Annotated in this window: 14 protein-coding genes; 5 read left to right on the top strand and 9 right to left on the bottom strand. The window is 38.1% G+C overall.

Translation table 11 applies throughout. From position 1 onward, the window contains the following. Nucleotides 1-368 precede the first annotated feature (368 nt). Nucleotides 369-1,346, bottom strand: coding sequence for a proline dehydrogenase family protein (locus BGM26_RS15335; RefSeq protein ID WP_217040849.1), 978 nt, complete (start codon nucleotides 1,344-1,346; stop codon nucleotides 369-371). Nucleotides 1,347-1,856: 510 nt separating this feature from the next. Between BGM26_RS15335 and BGM26_RS15330 the strand changes: the two genes are divergently transcribed. Further along, a complete protein-coding gene (locus BGM26_RS15330; protein ID WP_217040848.1) occupies nucleotides 1,857-2,087 on the top strand; it encodes a hypothetical protein in 231 nt (76 codons plus the stop codon). Nucleotides 2,088-2,219: 132 nt separating this feature from the next. Here BGM26_RS15330 and qoxD read toward each other — a convergent pair whose 3' ends face one another. The 4 genes from qoxD to qoxA all read right to left on the bottom strand — a co-directional run bounded on the left by qoxD (nucleotide 2,220) and on the right by qoxA (nucleotide 6,045). Beyond that, on the bottom strand, nucleotides 2,220-2,504 hold the full coding sequence (gene qoxD, locus BGM26_RS15325; RefSeq protein WP_217040847.1) for a cytochrome aa3 quinol oxidase subunit IV: 285 nt from the start codon (nucleotides 2,502-2,504) through the stop codon (nucleotides 2,220-2,222). Between the two features lie 2 nt (nucleotides 2,505-2,506). Beyond that, on the bottom strand, nucleotides 2,507-3,103 hold the full coding sequence (qoxC, locus tag BGM26_RS15320) for a cytochrome aa3 quinol oxidase subunit III (protein WP_217040846.1): 597 nt from the start codon (nucleotides 3,101-3,103) through the stop codon (nucleotides 2,507-2,509). Next, nucleotides 3,103-5,049 (bottom strand): cytochrome aa3 quinol oxidase subunit I, encoded by a 1,947-nt coding sequence (gene qoxB, locus BGM26_RS15315; RefSeq protein WP_217040845.1) that lies wholly within the window; start codon nucleotides 5,047-5,049, stop codon nucleotides 3,103-3,105. The genes qoxC and qoxB overlap by 1 nt, the downstream gene beginning before the upstream one ends. A gap of 69 nt (nucleotides 5,050-5,118) precedes the next feature. Further along, nucleotides 5,119-6,045, bottom strand: coding sequence for a cytochrome aa3 quinol oxidase subunit II (gene qoxA, locus BGM26_RS15310; RefSeq protein ID WP_217040844.1), 927 nt, complete (start codon nucleotides 6,043-6,045; stop codon nucleotides 5,119-5,121). 461 nt (nucleotides 6,046-6,506) lie between these two features. On the opposite strand from qoxA, the gene BGM26_RS15305 reads away from it, so the two are divergent. Together BGM26_RS15305 and BGM26_RS15300 are read left to right on the top strand one after the other, a co-directional pair. Next, nucleotides 6,507-6,974 carry a hypothetical protein gene (locus BGM26_RS15305; RefSeq protein WP_217040843.1) on the top strand — a complete coding sequence of 156 codons (468 nt, stop codon included), beginning with the start codon at nucleotides 6,507-6,509 and terminating at the stop codon, nucleotides 6,972-6,974. Continuing rightward, complete coding sequence (locus BGM26_RS15300) at nucleotides 6,962-7,249, top strand: YxcD family protein (RefSeq protein WP_217040842.1); 288 nt, start codon at nucleotides 6,962-6,964, stop codon at nucleotides 7,247-7,249. Before BGM26_RS15305 ends, BGM26_RS15300 begins: the two co-directional genes overlap by 13 nt. A 775-nt stretch (nucleotides 7,250-8,024) precedes the next feature. On the opposite strand, the gene sstT is transcribed toward BGM26_RS15300, so the two are convergent. Further along, the gene (gene sstT / locus BGM26_RS15295) at nucleotides 8,025-9,263 is read right to left on the bottom strand and encodes a serine/threonine transporter SstT (protein WP_217040841.1); all 1,239 of its coding nucleotides are present in this window, start codon (nucleotides 9,261-9,263) and stop codon (nucleotides 8,025-8,027) included. Nucleotides 9,264-10,138: 875 nt separating this feature from the next. Here sstT and BGM26_RS15290 point away from each other — a divergent pair. Both BGM26_RS15290 and BGM26_RS15285 read left to right on the top strand, forming a co-directional pair. Beyond that, a complete protein-coding gene (locus tag BGM26_RS15290) occupies nucleotides 10,139-11,248 on the top strand; it encodes a YibE/F family protein (protein WP_254119634.1) in 1,110 nt (369 codons plus the stop codon). Beyond that, entirely contained in the window at nucleotides 11,245-12,021 is a 777-nt protein-coding gene (locus BGM26_RS15285) for a YibE/F family protein (RefSeq protein WP_217040839.1), read from the top strand. The genes BGM26_RS15290 and BGM26_RS15285 overlap by 4 nt, the downstream gene beginning before the upstream one ends. A gap of 573 nt (nucleotides 12,022-12,594) precedes the next feature. Here the strand turns inward: BGM26_RS15285 and rlmD are convergent. From rlmD to BGM26_RS15270, 3 genes are all read right to left on the bottom strand, one after another. Continuing rightward, nucleotides 12,595-13,968 carry a 23S rRNA (uracil(1939)-C(5))-methyltransferase RlmD gene (gene rlmD / locus BGM26_RS15280; protein ID WP_217040838.1) on the bottom strand — a complete coding sequence of 458 codons (1,374 nt, stop codon included), beginning with the start codon at nucleotides 13,966-13,968 and terminating at the stop codon, nucleotides 12,595-12,597. A gap of 313 nt (nucleotides 13,969-14,281) precedes the next feature. Beyond that, nucleotides 14,282-15,238, bottom strand: a complete 957-nt coding sequence (locus tag BGM26_RS15275; RefSeq protein WP_217040837.1) for a diacylglycerol kinase — start codon at nucleotides 15,236-15,238, stop codon at nucleotides 14,282-14,284. Nucleotides 15,239-15,523: 285 nt separating this feature from the next. Next, complete coding sequence (locus BGM26_RS15270; RefSeq protein ID WP_217040836.1) at nucleotides 15,524-16,453, bottom strand: hypothetical protein; 930 nt, start codon at nucleotides 16,451-16,453, stop codon at nucleotides 15,524-15,526. Nucleotides 16,454-16,696 lie beyond the last annotated feature (243 nt).

The raw sequence follows: 16,696 nt of genomic DNA, 5'->3' as shown, positions 1-16,696 counted from the left end.
CTGTGGGGTCTCACCTGTCCCGCTACTCCCGCAGGAGTCTCGCACCTTCCGCTCCAATCAACGTCATATAAAACCCATTTAAAAACAACAATCCTTTATAAAACAGCCAAAATAAAAAGGGTCAGTCCCCCACCGCTTTTATACAGTGAAGGACTAACCCTTACATTCTTTAACAATTCTTAATATAGATTGTCCTAGTTATTAATATAATATAGTTACTATTAAAATAGGTTGGATAGCGCGAGTGGCTATCATGGTATATGGCGAAGGAGGAGCCAATACTTTATGAATTTTGCAACGGGGGTTAGTCTTTCGTCGCTATAGGGCAAAGTGGGACTGACCCCAAAATCCCAAAATAAATGGGTTGATTATTTATTTTTATTTTTCTTAGACATTCTTCCTAATAAGAATGCACCAGCTGCCACACCAATCACAGTGTTCGTTTTTTTGTTAAATACTTGTTTGACAACAAGATTTAAGTTTTGTGGTCTTTCTGCAAGACGTCGCATGAAGTATCCATACCAGTCTTTGCCAAAGGGCACATAAGTACAGAAATTATAGCCTTCGCTTGCCAGTTTTAGCTGAAGGTCTTTCCTGAAGCCGTAAAGCATTTGAAACTCGAATTTATCATTTGGAATGTTGTTCTTTTTAACAAATTCCTTCACATGGTTGATAACATGATGATCATGAGTCGCAATCGATGTAAATTTACCGTTTAACAGATGCCATTCGATCAATTTAACAAAGTTTGCGTCGATATCCTTCTTATCTTGGTAGGCCAGTTCTTCCGGCTCTTTATATGCACCTTTTACAATCCGTAAACGGTAATTTTTGTACTTTTGGATATCATCTACTGCCCGGTGGAAATAAGCCTGGATCACTGTCCCCACATTTTCATATTCCTCGGAAAGCTCGTCCAGAATCGTAAATGAAGGATCCAGATGGCCATAGTCTTCCATATCAAAATTGACAAATATATTATACTCATTCGCTTTATCCACGATTTCTTTTAAGTTGTTCAAACAAAAAGTATAATCAATATCCAGCCCCAATTGAGTGGGTTTTAAAGAAATATGAGCATCTACTTGATTCTCATGAATAGATTCTATTACTTTAAGGATTTGTTCTTTCGCTTCTATTGCCTCTTCCTTTTTATAAACGAACTCGCCTAGGTTATCGACTGTACAAGCGATCCCATGGGCATTAAGCTCTTTAATACTTTTGATCGTTTCTTCTATATTTGTTCCCGCTACGACATTTTGCGCTCCCAATTTTAACCCGTACTTTTTAGCTGCACTATTAAGATATTGATTTTGGGATAGGGCAATAAAAAGATCTTTCAACATAGCGATTACTCCTTATAGTTGGTTTTTTTAGGCTGTTTTCTTAAAGTTTGTTGCTTTTATAATCTGAGTTGATTGGAGCGGAGGGCACTTGACTCCAGCGGGAGATAGAGGGAACGGGAGACCCCACAGGCGGTAACGCCGAGGAGGCTCCCGTCCCTCCCCGCGGAAAGCAAGTGCCCGCAGCGGAAATCAACGGGCAAACTTTCAAGGCTAAAACAACAAAATATGCAAAAACAGCTTTTTTTATAATTATAGCATAGCTTTTTCAGTAAAATTTACTTTACGAATCTTCTTAATATAGTCAATTCCTATCGTAAGCAAAACGTGAAAAAAAATGCCTGTCCCTCGGCTTATTTTTTCGCTAATGAGCCGGAAACTAGCATCAAAGGAATCAAACAAAAAAAGAGTACAAACATTCCTTTAATAAATGATTGCTCAAAAGAAATTTGTTAAAAACATTTGACAACTTTGTGAACAAAATGAATAATAAATAAAAAGGGGATGAATAAAATGGAATCTAAGTTGAAAATATTAAATGCCGCTAGGTCTGTTGGTTGCACAGTACTTACAATCGGAATTGCTATTTTCTTTTATGGTTTCTTTGGAAGCGATTACAGCGCAGTGACAGGCATTGGTATTGGTACAATTATGGGGGCTATCTTTATCTTTCTTATTGGGGTATTCTTCGTTGTTACGGAAGAGATGAATGAAAAAACAGATAAAGGCGTCAAAGTTTTTTAGGGAAATTGAAGAGCTCTGGTAAATCTAGGGGTAGTTTGCCAAGGGGAATTCAAATTTAAGTACAATTCTATCAATCTTAAACATTAATGTAAAAAATAATAGGAGCGCCGTAAAAGGCGCTCCTGTAAATCATTATGCCATATCCCAAATCATAATTAGTAGAGTACCGAAAATAGTAGCTAAGGCAATGGCAAATGCATAAACAATATTTGTGTAGATCGAACCTTTGTCACCCGTTTCACCAGCGTGCATAAATACAATAAGCTGCACAGCTGCTTGAACAAATGCTGTGGCTAATAGAATCGTCATGCCTACAGCAAACGATAGATCAAAGAAGTAAACAGCAAGAGCAACAACAGTCAGGATCAATGAAAAGACAAAGCCTACTACTTGTTTACGCGGAAATAATTCGCTCATGTTTACATCAATCCTTTCAGGTAGACGAAGCTGAAGATGAAAATCCAAACAACGTCTAAAAAATGCCAGTAAAGGGAAAAGATGAACGCTTTATTAGTTGTTCTAGGAGTTAACCCATCTTTTTTTACTTGCAGGATAATAAATAATCCCCAGAATAAACCAAGCGTCACGTGTGCTCCATGTGTTCCAAGCGTTGTTAAAAGGCTGGCAGTAAATGCACTCGTTTGCAACCCTGCCCCAATGTGAACATAGTGAATGAACTCATAAATTTCAACACCTAAGAAAGTGAGACCTAGAAGGAGTGTGACCGCAAAAAAGCTCATCATTGCTTTTTTATGGCCAATACGCATCGCATGAACACCAAGACCAATCGTGAAACTACTTGTTAAAAGTACGAACGTTTCAATAAGCACTGGTGTGATTTCAAAAATCTCAGCTCCAGATGGTCCACTTCCTGTCCGATCTACTAATGTGAAATAAGTTGCAAAAAGCGTGGCAAAGAGCATAATTTCAGCTCCAAGGAAAATCCAGAAGCCTAAAATATTCATTTGATTTTGATCTGTACTATATTCAAGTGGAAGCGAGTGATCTATTTTCATTAGCTAGCACCTCGCAATTTTTTTTCTGTGTCTTCAACTTCTTTAACGGAAATATAAAAGCCGTCATCTTTCTTAAATGAATTATAAGCCATACAAGCAAATATACCAATTGTTGTAATAATTAATGGAATCCAAATGCTAAATACAAAGCAAAAGCCCCATACGAAGAAAATACTGCTCATAATAAACGGAACGCCACTGCTATTTGGCATATGAATTTTTTCAATTTTATCATTAAAAATTGGTATTCCTTTTTTCTTATAATCCCAGAATGCTTCGATTGAATCCACTTGCGGTGTTACAGCAAAGTTATAAGCCGGAATCGGAGTATGTGTAGCCCATTCAAGTGTTCTTGCATCCCAAGGATCTGCACTAATATTTCTTGAAGCATAGCGTGTGCTGTAGTAAACGTTATATACAATTAACGCAAAGCCGATAGCAAGCCCAATTGCTCCAGCAAATGATAATAAGTTTAGCGGTCCAAAGCCAGTTTCTGCAGAGTATGTGTACATACGGCGAGCTTGCCCATCTAATCCAGTGAAGAACATCGGGAAGAATGTCACGTTAAAGCTAATAGCGATAAACCAGAATGCCCATTTACCAATTTTTTCACTTAGCATAAAGCCAAACATTTTTGGCCACCAGTAAGTAAGACCGGCAAGCATCGCAAATACGACACCCGGAATAATTGTATAGTGGAAGTGAGCAACTAAGAACATTGTATTATGGTACTGATAGTCGGCACTTGCCATTCCTAACATTACCCCAGTTACCCCGCCAATTGTAAAGATCGGAATAAATCCTACAGAATAAAGCATCGGAACGGTAAACTTAATTTTCCCTTTATACATCGTTAACAGCCAGTTAAAAATCTTAATTCCAGTCGGGATCGCAATCGCCATTGTCGTGATTGAGAAAATACTATTCGAAAGTGGTCCTTGCCCCATTGTAAAGAAGTGATGCATCCAAACTAAGAAGGACAAAAACGAGATGATTACGATAGAAGCAACCATCGATTTATAGCCATATAAGTTACGTCGTGCAAAAGTGGAGATAACCTCACTATAAACTCCGAATGCAGGTAATACTAGGATATATACTTCTGGATGTCCCCAAACCCAGAATAGGTTAGCCCAAAGCATATCCATACCACCGTTTGACATCGTGAAGAAGTTTGCGCCAAACAGGCGGTCCATTGTTCCAAGTAATAGAGCAACTGTTAATACTGGGAATGCGAATACAACAATAACGTTCGTAATAAAAGCTGTCCAAGTGAACATTGGCATTTTCATTAACTTCATGCCCGGAGCTCTCATTTTTAGGATCGTCGTAATAAAGTTGATACCAGAAATTAATGTACCAATCCCTGCAATCTGAATCGAAATCATATAATAATTCGTTCCTACAGATTGACTGAAGTCATTGCCTGCTAGTGGGAAATAAGAAGTCCAACCAGCATCTGGTGATCCTCCAATAACGAATGAAATATTGAATAACATTGCACCCATGAAGTATAACCAGAAGCTCAGTGCATTTAAGCGTGGAAACGCAACGTCACGAGCACCGATCTGTAAAGGAACAACGACGTTCATTAAAGCATAAATAAATGGCATCGCCATAAAAATAATCATTACCACCCCATGGGTAGTGAATACTTCATTATAATGCTGAGCATCCAGTAGCGCATTATCAGGTACAGCTGTTTGTGCTCTCATCATAATCGCATCTACCCCACCACGGAAAAGCATGAGGAGTGCAGAGATTAAATACATAATACCGATCTTCTTATGGTCAACTGTTGTCAACCATTCACGCCATAAATAGCCCCATTTTTTAAAATATGTTAATCCGGCGAGAATCGCGATAACAGTAAGACCAATCGCTACCATTGATGCATAAATCGCTGGACTTGGATGAGGAATGGCAAATCGATCAAAGAAAGCCATACTTTTTTAACTCCTTTCAAGAAATATTGCTTTTAAAACTAAATAAGTTGATATAAATCATTAAGTCTATTAATGATGGTTGTGTTCTGCATGCGATTCGTCCTGAGAATTTTCCTTTTCATGCATTTGGACATCTTTTTGACCTTCATGTGAAGCATGTGATCCATGATTATGTTCTGGAGCAGGTCTAAAATCTAGATGAGTATTGCTAAATGTTAACTGACCAAGATGGCCTGGCTTTAATAACTCATTGAATTTTTCTTCTGTTAACGGCTCAGCCGTTTCTTTTACTTCTTTTGCCCACTTATCAAACTCTTCTTCAGGCATGGCTTCCACATGGAATGTATTTTCGGCGAACCCTTTTCCACTAAAGTTTGAGTTTCGTCCCATGTATTCACCTGGAACATTAGCTGCTAAGTGTAACGTTGTGACCATGTCGGACATGGCATATTTTTGACCGCCAAGCTGTGGAATCCAAAAGGCAGTAATTGGGCCAAATGAGTAAAGCTTAAATTCCAACGCCCGATCGGTTGGGATATATAAGTAGTTAACTGTTTCAATTCCTTCTTCTGGATAGCTGAAATGCCATTTCCAATCTGATGTAGAAGCATAGACAACTAATGGTTTCTGATCTTCATACCCTTTTGGTGTTGCCTCAACTTCATATGTGGATTTAACCGTAAGGATCGAGAGGAAAATAATGATGATAACAGGAATCCCTACACAGATTGCTTCAATAATATGATTCCCTTCAATATGCGGAGGTTCATAATCCGCACTTTGTTTCGATGCACGGTATTTCAGTACAACAAATATTAATAGGGCGAAAACCGCAACCACAATGATTGCCATCGTCGCAATCGATATCCAAATGACATTGGCTGTCGTTTCGGCTTGAGGTCCTTTAGGATCCAAAACCATTAATGATGATTCACAACCTGTTAGCATTGTGATAATAGTGATAACCAAAGATAAAAAAGCCCATTTCCTTTTCATTGAAGGTACCCCTTTCTATTGATCTAAAAGCTTATTAGCTTAATGTAAAGGTTCGCTTTGTGATTAATGTCACAACTTACAAATTATCTTATTATCATCAAATGCTAAAAACAATAATATGAGATATATTTCACAAAGTGTTCAAGAATCACCATATAAATTAGTCACAAAATGTTCATGAAACAGTGACAACTGAAAAGGATAAGGGGAGTAATTATTAGCATTTTTTTTAAAACTGGATTATCTTGAAGAGTTTAGATAAACACAAACTATATGGGTTGATTCAGAAAATGAGCTCCCCCCACTAACTAGAATAAGAAAAAAGTGAAACTTATTTAGTTTTCCAACGTAACTACTATATAAAGTGGAAGATGCTGTGAAATTTGTTATTATAGTATAGTAGGATCAAGTTGGAATAACTAATAATAGTAGCCTACTTAAATACATGGAGGGAAAATTTAATGAGAAAGATTTTAGCAGCTTTACTTACAACAGCGCTTATATTTTCGCCTGTTGGGAATTTTGTTTTCCAAGATCATTCATCAACTGTAGAAGCAAAAGGTTACAAGTCAGGTAAGAAAAGTTTTAACATCAATAACAATAAGACAAACAACAATTCCAATTTCCAAAATAAAAAATCAGAACCTACAACAACAAATAAATCAACATCAACTACCAATAAATCAGCACCCACTGCAAACACAAAAGGCGGCTTGATGTCAGGTGGTTTAATGAAAGGTCTTATGTTAGGTGGACTTGCTGGAATGCTATTTGGGGGACTCTTTGCAAACATGGGCGCATTAGGCTCTATTCTAGGCTTACTCATCAATGTTCTAGCGATTGTCGTTTTGATTTCTGCCATTCGCAAAATCTTTGCCATTTTCAAGGATAATAAGAAAAAAGAGGATCCTAATCCATGGAGAGGCTAATCATTTCTGAGCAAGATATTATTAATGCTCTTTGCGTTTATATTTCTCGTAAAAAACAGGTAAAGCCTGAAGAGGTTGAAGTTGAACTCATGTATGATGATGATTATGGATTTTCTGCCGAAGCTTTTGTAGATGGCAGGAAGCAGGTTCTGATTACTGCAAACTTAATTGAAGCTCTTCGTTTATGGCTTGATGAATTTTTGAATACAGACCCTTATGCTGGAATCAACCTAGTGCTGGATGATGAAGAAGGGATTATTGCAAAAATCAATTAAAAAAAGAAACTTCTGTATTTCCATGACTTTGATAAACGATTCCTTACACCAATAAAACTCATCTCAGATGTCAATATGACTGATTGGGAACTGGATGAGTTTTTTGGCTCTTTGCCATTTACAGTGATGTAATAGCTTGCATTTAAAAACTTAGGCTCTTTTCACATATATTGTTGTTTTTATCCTTCAAAATTTGCCCGTTGATTTCCGCTGCGGGCACTTGCTTTCCGCGGGGAGGGACGGGAGCCTCCTGGCGTTACCGCCTGCTGGGGTCTCCCGTTCCCTCTATTCCCGCAGGAGTCAAGTGCCCTCCGCTCCAATCAACTCAGTTGTTAATATAAAATTATACTAAAAAAGCAACAAAGTTTACGAAAACAGCCAAAACTTAAAATTTGTTTCGCATAATTAGTAAAATCACCCTGATACAAATCAACGATCTTTTTTTAAATATCAATATTTATTGTTTGGTAATCATGAACAGCAAAAGGACTTAAAGCCAACCATAGCTTTAAGTCCTTTTGCTATGTCTTTATCGAATTTGAATGCAACATATCGAAGGCTTCTCTACTCGTTTGCAGCAAACCAAGTCGTTGTTCAGCTACAAATACAAAAAAAGCTGCCTTAAGGACAGCTCTGATCAATAACTATGGCAATACTTAATCTTGGTTATCAAGTTCAATAAAATAATGATCCTTACGATAAGATACTGCCTCCATGGTTGCATCCCAATGTTTAGCCGATACTAACAATTGGGATACAGTTCAATCACATAATTTTATGCTATTTTGTTGATATCTATTGCTTTTCCTTCTTTACGCCACTCTTTATATTCAGCAGCTGCTGTGAAGATAACATCTGTAGATGAATTAATAGCTGTTTCAACAGAGTCTTGTACAACACCGATGATAAAGCCTACTCCGACTACCTGCATAGCCACATCTGCTGGGATTCCAAATAAGCTGCACGCTAGAGGAATCAGTAATAAAGATCCGCCTGCAACTCCTGAAGCACCACAAGCACAGATAGCTGACACGACACTTAGGATAATGGCTGTAGGAATATCGACTTGAATCCCAAGTGTATGAACCGCCGCTAGGGTCAAAACAGAAATCGTAACAGCAGCACCAGCCATATTGATCGTAGCACCTAAAGGAATCGATACGGAATAACTATCCTTATTCAAACCAAGATTTTCACATAATCTCATATTTACAGGAATGTTTGCTGCTGAACTGCGTGTAAAGAATGCTGTAATACCGCTTTCCTTTAAGCACTTAAAAACAAGCGGGAATGGGTTTTGCTTTATAACCACAAACACAATGATTGGATTGACAACCAACGCCACGAAGAGCATACAACCAATTAATAAGGCAAGTAATTTCCCATAGCTCAGTAAAGCATCCAATCCATTTGTAGTAATTGCCTCAAATACTAGACCCATAATTCCTAATGGTGCCAACTTAATAACCCATGTAACCATTTTGGAAACAGCATCAGAAAAATTAGAAATCATTGTTTTTGTCGAATCGGCAGCATTTTTTAAAGCCAAACCAAGGAGAACTGCCCAAGCTAAAATACCAATATAATTCGCATTAAAAATTGCCTTAACTGGGTTATCAACAACATTCAGCAGCAATGTTTTAAGAACCTCAACAACACCGCTAGGAGGTGTCACATCTTCAGCACCCTTTACAAGCGTTAAGCCTACAGGAAAAATAAAACTAACAATAACAGCAATTAAGCCAGCTAAAAAGGTTCCTAAAAGATAAAGAATGATAACGGATTTCATGTTCGTTTGCTGACCACTTTTGTGCCCGGCAATAGCTGACATAACCAAAAAGAGTACCAACACAGGTGCTATAGCTTTCAAAGCACCTACAAATAAAGAGCCAAAAATGACAATTGGTTTAGCTACTTCTGGAATGGTTAAAGCCAGAATAATACCAATGATCAAACCGACAATGATTTGTTTTACTATGCTCAATCGGCTCCACTTTTTCCATAAACTTTTCATAGATATTCCCCCATAGTTAAATTTGCGATATTGTTAATATCGAGTTGTTCAATTGTAATCGATGTAAGTGTCTTTTAAAAAATAGTTTCGATCGAAAAGTAGGTGACTTCTTATTGATAGACATCAATTTAAGTCCTGGAGGGTTATCCAAAAGTTCATCTAATAGAGGTTATTACAAATTAGATTGCGTTTAGGATGAATCATTTTTTTATTGATGAATATCCCCTTAATATTCCACGCTAAAAAGACATTTGTCTTCACTACAAATTGTATTATAATGACTTTTTAAATATATTACAATACTATTATTTTAATTAAAATTATTGCCAATTAATTAAATATTCAAATAAATAAAGAGAAAATAAGATATTTGTTTGTAATTTCAATGTCAGCCATTACTATTATAAAAGAATTTTAATTCCTTGGAACAAGGATACTTGAAAAAGGTGCCTGACCTCTAGTGTATTAAAACATTACCGTACTGGAGGTTAGGCACCTTAGCTAAGGTTATCTGCATTCCTTCATAGAACTACGCAAATCATGAAGCGCAAAAATCAGCGCTTCACTACAGAGAATGAAAATGGCGGATAACCGTCAATACTGACTCTACGGCTGAAGAGGAACGTCGATGAACGAAGAGAGATTCTCTTGACCGTTAAAAATATTATTGCTACTCTAAGTCCAATGTTCACTGATCATCGTTAGGTAAACTCTTGTACGAGAGATGCTGTTGCCCAGATCTAGGCACTTTTTCGAAAATAATTACATATGAAAAGTTGATAATTAAAGCAAATATGTTCAAATTTTATTCACTGGATTCCATCCCGATGGTTGGAGGTTTTTTTTTGAATGTTATCGTAAACAAATTTAAAAAAATGACTTACAAACAAACTTTTTTTTACACCATACTAGCACTTTGTTTTGTCTCTTCACTTGTGTTTGTTAATCACAATTATTCGTTCTATCACCATCCAATAGCTGAAGTCATCCAAACGAATCTGGAAGATACTTCTGAAGTGACTGATATGTATAATAATGAAGATCATCTATTCACTCAGCATATAATAGCCCAATTAAAAAATGGAGATAAAAAAGGACAACTTATCCATTTAATGAATGAGTATTCAACGTCTGGAGCTTATGATCAAGAATACCATGTCGGAAATGAAATATTTGTTTTGATTGATAAGAACATAAAAGAAAATACAGATTTAACCGGAACGATCAAAGACGTAAAACGTGATAAATACATTTTAGTCATCGCATGGATTTTTATCATTATTTTACTTATTGTTGGAAAAAAGCATGGGCTGTTTTCTATTATTAGCTTGGCAATCAATGCCATTTTGTTATCATATGCATTGGATGTGTATGTGAAAAATCCATCCATAAGCTTGCTATTGATTTGTGGGATCAGTGTTATTTTATTTACTGTCATTTCTTTATTACTCGTTAACGGTTTTAACGAAAAAACATATGCAGCGATTGTTGCAACTCTGCTAGGAACTTTTATTTCGCTGTTCATTACCTATCTTGTTATGTCGTTAACTTCCGAGAACGGACTTCGATATGAAGAGATGCAATTTCTGACTCGTCCTTATAAAATGGTGTTCATGGCAGGGTTATTCGTCGGATCTTTAGGTGCCGTAATGGATGTTGCGATTACAATGTCTTCTTCTATTTTTGCTTTATATGAAAAAGATAACAACATATCAGTAAAAGCACTTAAAATATCAGGAATGGATATTGGAAAAGATATTATGGGAACCATGACAAGTATTTTGTTTTTTGCCTACATAAGTGGTTCCATTCCAATGCTTATTCTGTATTTGAAAAATGCTTCTCCATTGGGATTTTCCCTTTCCATGAACCTTTCATTAGAACTGGCTCGAGCCCTAGCCGGCGGGATTGGAATCGTATTAACGATTCCCGTAGGTCTATATACTTCAATTTTTTTCGTTAATCGAAAGAGGACAAGATTATGAATGTATTAGTATGTTTGGCAGCCATTTTATTTATATTGATGGTACTTATTGGTGGAAAAATAGGAGTACGATCGTTTATTTCTTTATTCTTAAACTTTGGCGTCCTCCTTCTGATCATACTCTTTATGGCAAGTCCAAAGGCGAATCCGATCATCTTAACATTGATTGGATGTACAGTGATTAGTTGCATTAATTTATTTTATATTAATGAAGTGAACAGCAAAACAACAACAGCCTTTATTTCTACCATTATCACGATTGTTATTTTACTTGCTTTTATTAACATTGTGACAGAAAATACGATGATTCAGGGATTTGGTGAAGAGGAAATAGATGAGCTTAGCATGTTCTCCCTTTATATTGGGGTCGATTTTGTTAAAATTGGAGCTTCTGTGATTATTATGAGTACAATCGGAGCCATTACAGATGTTGCCATTTCCATTACCTCTCCAATGCGTGAAATATTTAATCATCATCCATTCATTAGCAGGAAAGAGTTATTCCTATTGGGATTAAATATCGGAAGGGATATATTAGGAAGTATGACGAATACTTTATTTTTCGCCTTCTTCGGAGGCTATATGGCATTGCTTTTATGGTTTAAAGATTTATTTTATTCTGTTGGACAAATCGCAAATTCAAAAGTATTTAGTGCTGAGATGATCACAATATTTTGTGCCGGAATTGGTATAGCTTTGATTATTCCAATCGCTTCCTGGATTAATGCCTATTTTTTAGTAAGAACAAGAAAAAATAACGAGATACTTAAATAGGCTTCATGACAGGAAAACTCGGGGCGGTGACTGGCACGCCCCGAAGGGACGGGGAGACAGGCTCATTGCCCCAGTTAGTCTCTATTCTATTACACTTCTCAAATTCCCTATTATATTGAAATGGTCCCAAAGGGATAGTTACCTTTTTGTCCATTTGAAATAAACTCCCCACACCTTCCCCTCATTTTCACACATTATTGATCACGTTTTACCCGCATTTCACGCCTTTTTCCACGCTTTTTGTTTACGTTTTTCTTGTTTTAAAATAAAGTTCTGCACAAATCACTCATTTTCCCGATGTTCTTCTCACCTTTTTCTCGCTCTTTTATCATGCTTTTGGGGTTCGTAGAGCCCCTCATACTTTTTGTTCAAACATTGATAGGTCAAGGTCTTTTCTTTTCATACTTCTTCTTCTCACCTTTATCCAATCAAAAAAGGATGGGATTCTTGTTCCCACCCTTTCTTTCCTGCCTTTTATTCACACCTTTATCCACACGTTATCCACAGGCATATCAGAACTTTGTTTTGATTGTGCTATGGGATTGCTATGTGGCACAAGGGCTTATTTTGGCTTTAAAGTTTTAACTCTAGTTTCGTGACCGCTTCTACATGCATTGTTTGCGGGAACATGTCAACCGGCTGAACTTCAACAGTCTCATACCCGCCATCTTCCAGGATGCGCAAGTCCCTCGCCAGTGTTCCAGGATTACACGAAACATAAACCACTTTTTTCGGTTTCATTGCTATGATCGTTTGAAGCAGCGCCTCATCGCATCCTTTTCGAGGCGGATCCACAACTAATACATCGGCAGTATTACCTTCGTCATACCATTTAGGAATAACCACTTCCGCTTCCCCAACAGCAAACTCTGCATTAGAAATTCCGTTAAGCTCTGCATTACGCTTCGCATCTTCAATCGCTTCCGGAACAATTTCCACGCCAAAAACCTTTTTCGCCTTTTGAGCGAGGAATAAAGAGATTGTCCCAATTCCACAATAAGCATCAATTACTTTTTCTTTTCCGCTTAAATCTGCATATTCTAATGCCTTATCGTAGAGTACCTTTGTCTGCTCCGGATTAACCTGATAAAAGGACCGTGCAGAGATAGCGAATTTAATATCGCCAATGAAATCATAAATGACTTCTTCTCCCCAGAGAACTCTTGTCTCATCACCGAAAATAACGTTTGTTTTCTTCGGATTAATGTTTTGAACGATTGACTGGATCCCTGGAATACGAGAAGTGATTTCTTCTATGATCTTATTTTTATGAGGAAAATCATTTTTTCTCGTGATAAGAACAACCATGACTTCACCTGTAACAAGTCCATGGCGGGCCATAATGTGGCGAAGATCCCCTTTATTCCTTCCCTCATCATAGGCACGGATGCCGTACTTGCTGCAGATTTCAATAACAATCTGAACAACTTCATCATTTTTCTCCTGCTGAATAATGCATTCTTTCATGTTGATGATTGAATGGGTCCGCTGCTGGTAAAATCCTCCGATCAATCCGCCCTCTTGTTCACCGACAGGCACCTGTGCTTTATTGCGGTACCGCCAAGGATCTTTCATGCCAAGAACGGGATGGACCTTTACATTTTCGAGCTTGCCAATGCGAGTTAATACATCCCTCACTTGTTTTTCTTTTGCTTTCAGCTGCCCCTCATAGCTTAAATGCTGAAGTTGGCAACCTCCGCACTCCTTATAAATTGGGCATGGAGCCTCTACCCGATATGGGCTTTTTTCATACATTTCGACGAGCCGCCCAAATCCGTACCCCTTATTTGCCTTTGTCACTTTAATTTTTGCCTTTTCTCCCGGGAGTCCATTCGGCACGAATAACGGATAGCCGTCGACCTTAGCTACTCCTGCCCCGTCATGGGTTAAATCCTCAAAGACAACATCTATATAATCATTTTTCTGAACTGGTAACGTTTTACTCATTATTTTCTTCCTTTGCTTGTATATTCCGTGACCTCTTTGACAAGCAAAATTGTAACACAAAACAAGTCAGATTACGAAATCGTCTCAATCTGCCACACTGGAAAAATCAAATTTTGCACTTTGTAAAGTAATCATGTAGTTGCGTGAAGCAATTTCGATCCCATGGCTCTTCTTAAGGGCCGGTTTTCCTTTTGCCGAGTGTTTACGGGCACCATGAACTACTTTTGAGGACTTAAAGCACCTTTTTAAAATGATTTAAACAAATATATAAGTAACAAAGTTTGCGAAAACAGCCAATAAAAAAAGTCCGCTCCTACTCGGAACGAACTTCTTCTCGGATATTTGAGCTTTCCCAATCCGCAGGCCGATCCTCTTCACGAATTTGGTCAATTGGTACGTATACTTCAAGGTGGCGGTATAGGTTGACAAATTCAGCTGGCAGCAACCCACCGAATTCGCCGTCAAGATTAAGCTGTAATTTTTCACTCGATTTTACTTTAATCCGATTTGCCTGTGTATAAATAACATGCGGGTCATTGATATGTTCTCCGCGAACAGCCAGTGTCGCTATGCGGATAAAATCTGCAAGATTTGTTTTCTTTAATATTAGCAGCGAAAACAACCCATCATTAATCGATGAATCCGGAGCCAGTTTTTCGAATCCTCCGACAGAGTTCGTTAAGCCAACGAGAAAAAGCATAGCCTCTCCCTCAAAAAGCTTTCCATCATATTCGATACTAACATCCGTTGAGCGAATGGACGGAAGCATCTCGATTCCCTTTAAATAATAAGCAAGCTGGCCGATCATTGTTTTTAGCTTACTTGGCACTTCATATGTCAGCTCCGTCAGCCTGCCCCCACCTGCGATATTAATAAAATATTTATCATTGATCCGTCCAATATCAACGGGGATTGTATCCCCTCTAACAATAATATCTGCTGCTGCTTCAATATCCCGTGGAATTTGGAGAGCCCTTGCGAAGTCGTTTGTCGTTCCAACAGGAATGATTCCGAGCTTAGGACGAAACTCCTGCTCTGCCAGCCCATTTACGACCTCATTAATCGTTCCATCTCCACCCGCAGCCACAACTAAATCATAGCGACGTTCAACAGCGATACGTGCCGCCTTTGTCGCATCTCCCGCGCTTGTTGTTGCATGACAAGATGTCTCATAGCCAGCTCTTTCCAGCTTCTGCAGCACTTCAGCCAAATGCTTCTTAAATATCTCCCGGCCGGAAGTTGGATTATAAATAATTCTTGCCCTTTTCATTGCCCATCATCCTAATATTAATCTTAATGTTCGGTAGCCCTTTTTTCTATCCATCTTTAAACATCATAACGAAAAGAAACCCACATATCAATTTATACCCACTCTTCTATGCCACAAATGAATTATGCCCATAACAGACATGAAAATACTCTGTATTTCTTCCTTTTAAATAGATGCTAGTCATCGAAAAAAATACCCAGAAAATCCTCCGGGTATCTCTTAAACTATCGAATTCAATCAAATAAGCATCAAAAAAAAACGGTTAGGAGACCCCATTATTTCTAATTAATCAATTGTATTTAAACTCACTTGGTAGCTGTTCATAAGTTGAAGTTGATGACTGCCCTTCCCTGTTTGGAAAGTAGCGTGCTTTATAACAGGCTCCTCTATTTCAGCATCAGACTTTTGTTCATTAGTCATATTCCACTTTCCATGGGCTCCTTGAATCTCCTGGACATCGGTTGCCGTAACTAATACATCACTTGAGTTCTGAATATGAACAGAAATTGAAGCAGCATTATCAACTGCCCAATCACTCATCAGCGTACGTGGCTTAACAGTAATTGGATAATCATTCCCGATCACTTCAAGCTTTACATCGTTTGGTATGAGAATCGTTGCGGACATAGTCGCATATCGGTCAAATGGGCCGACAGATTCCCTTGGCAAATCCTTTACGCTGACATAAATCGTATCCCCTTTCGCCTGGACGGATACATAATCATCTGTTTTCGAAATCAACTTTTCATTTTTCCCGGTTAGGGCCCTGTATGTTCCAAACATCGAAACATCTTTGCCAGTTGTCCCTTCAACAGTTAGTGGGTACCGGCCCGTATGAACGACCACCCTTTTCACTTCATTATTTATTTTATGTTCAAAAGCTGGCAAGTCCAGCGTTCGTTCTTCTCTCTGTAAAACATCATCCATTTTTTCCAAAATACCAGTCGAGCTCAAGATCGCAAATCCGATACCAACTGTCCCTAATACCCCGACAAAGAATATACTTAAAAAATCATATTTTAAAAATGGCTTCTCCTGTCGTGAAAGGAAAAGGAAAACTAGTATCTCGATCCCAAGCACGACCAGTATAACTGGCCACCAGGACATCATCACATGTGTAAGTTTCAAACCGAAAATCTGAGACATTAGAAGAAAAATGCCGAGTAAAAGGAGCGAAGCCCCCATAGAAAAAGTACCAACTCGCCAAGTCCTCATTGTATTACCGCCTTTCTTTTTGGTAAATATTTAATTAGGCTGTTTTCGCATATATTGCTGTTTTTTAGCTTTAAAAGTTTGCCCGTTGATTTCCGCTGCGGGCACTTGCTTCCGCGGGGAGGGGACGGGAGCCTCCTCGGCGTTACCGCCTGCGGGGTCTCCCGCTTCCCTCTATTCCCGCAGGATACTGAATTTACATCCTTGAATCTGCCCACGCACGAAGGAAATGCGATAGCATTTTGG

The sequence above is a fragment of the Bacillus sp. FJAT-29790 genome, assembly GCF_019039215.1.
Taxonomy (GTDB): Bacteria; Bacillota; Bacilli; order Bacillales; family Cytobacillaceae; genus Cytobacillus.
This window is presented reverse-complemented; position numbering and strand designations above follow the sequence as displayed.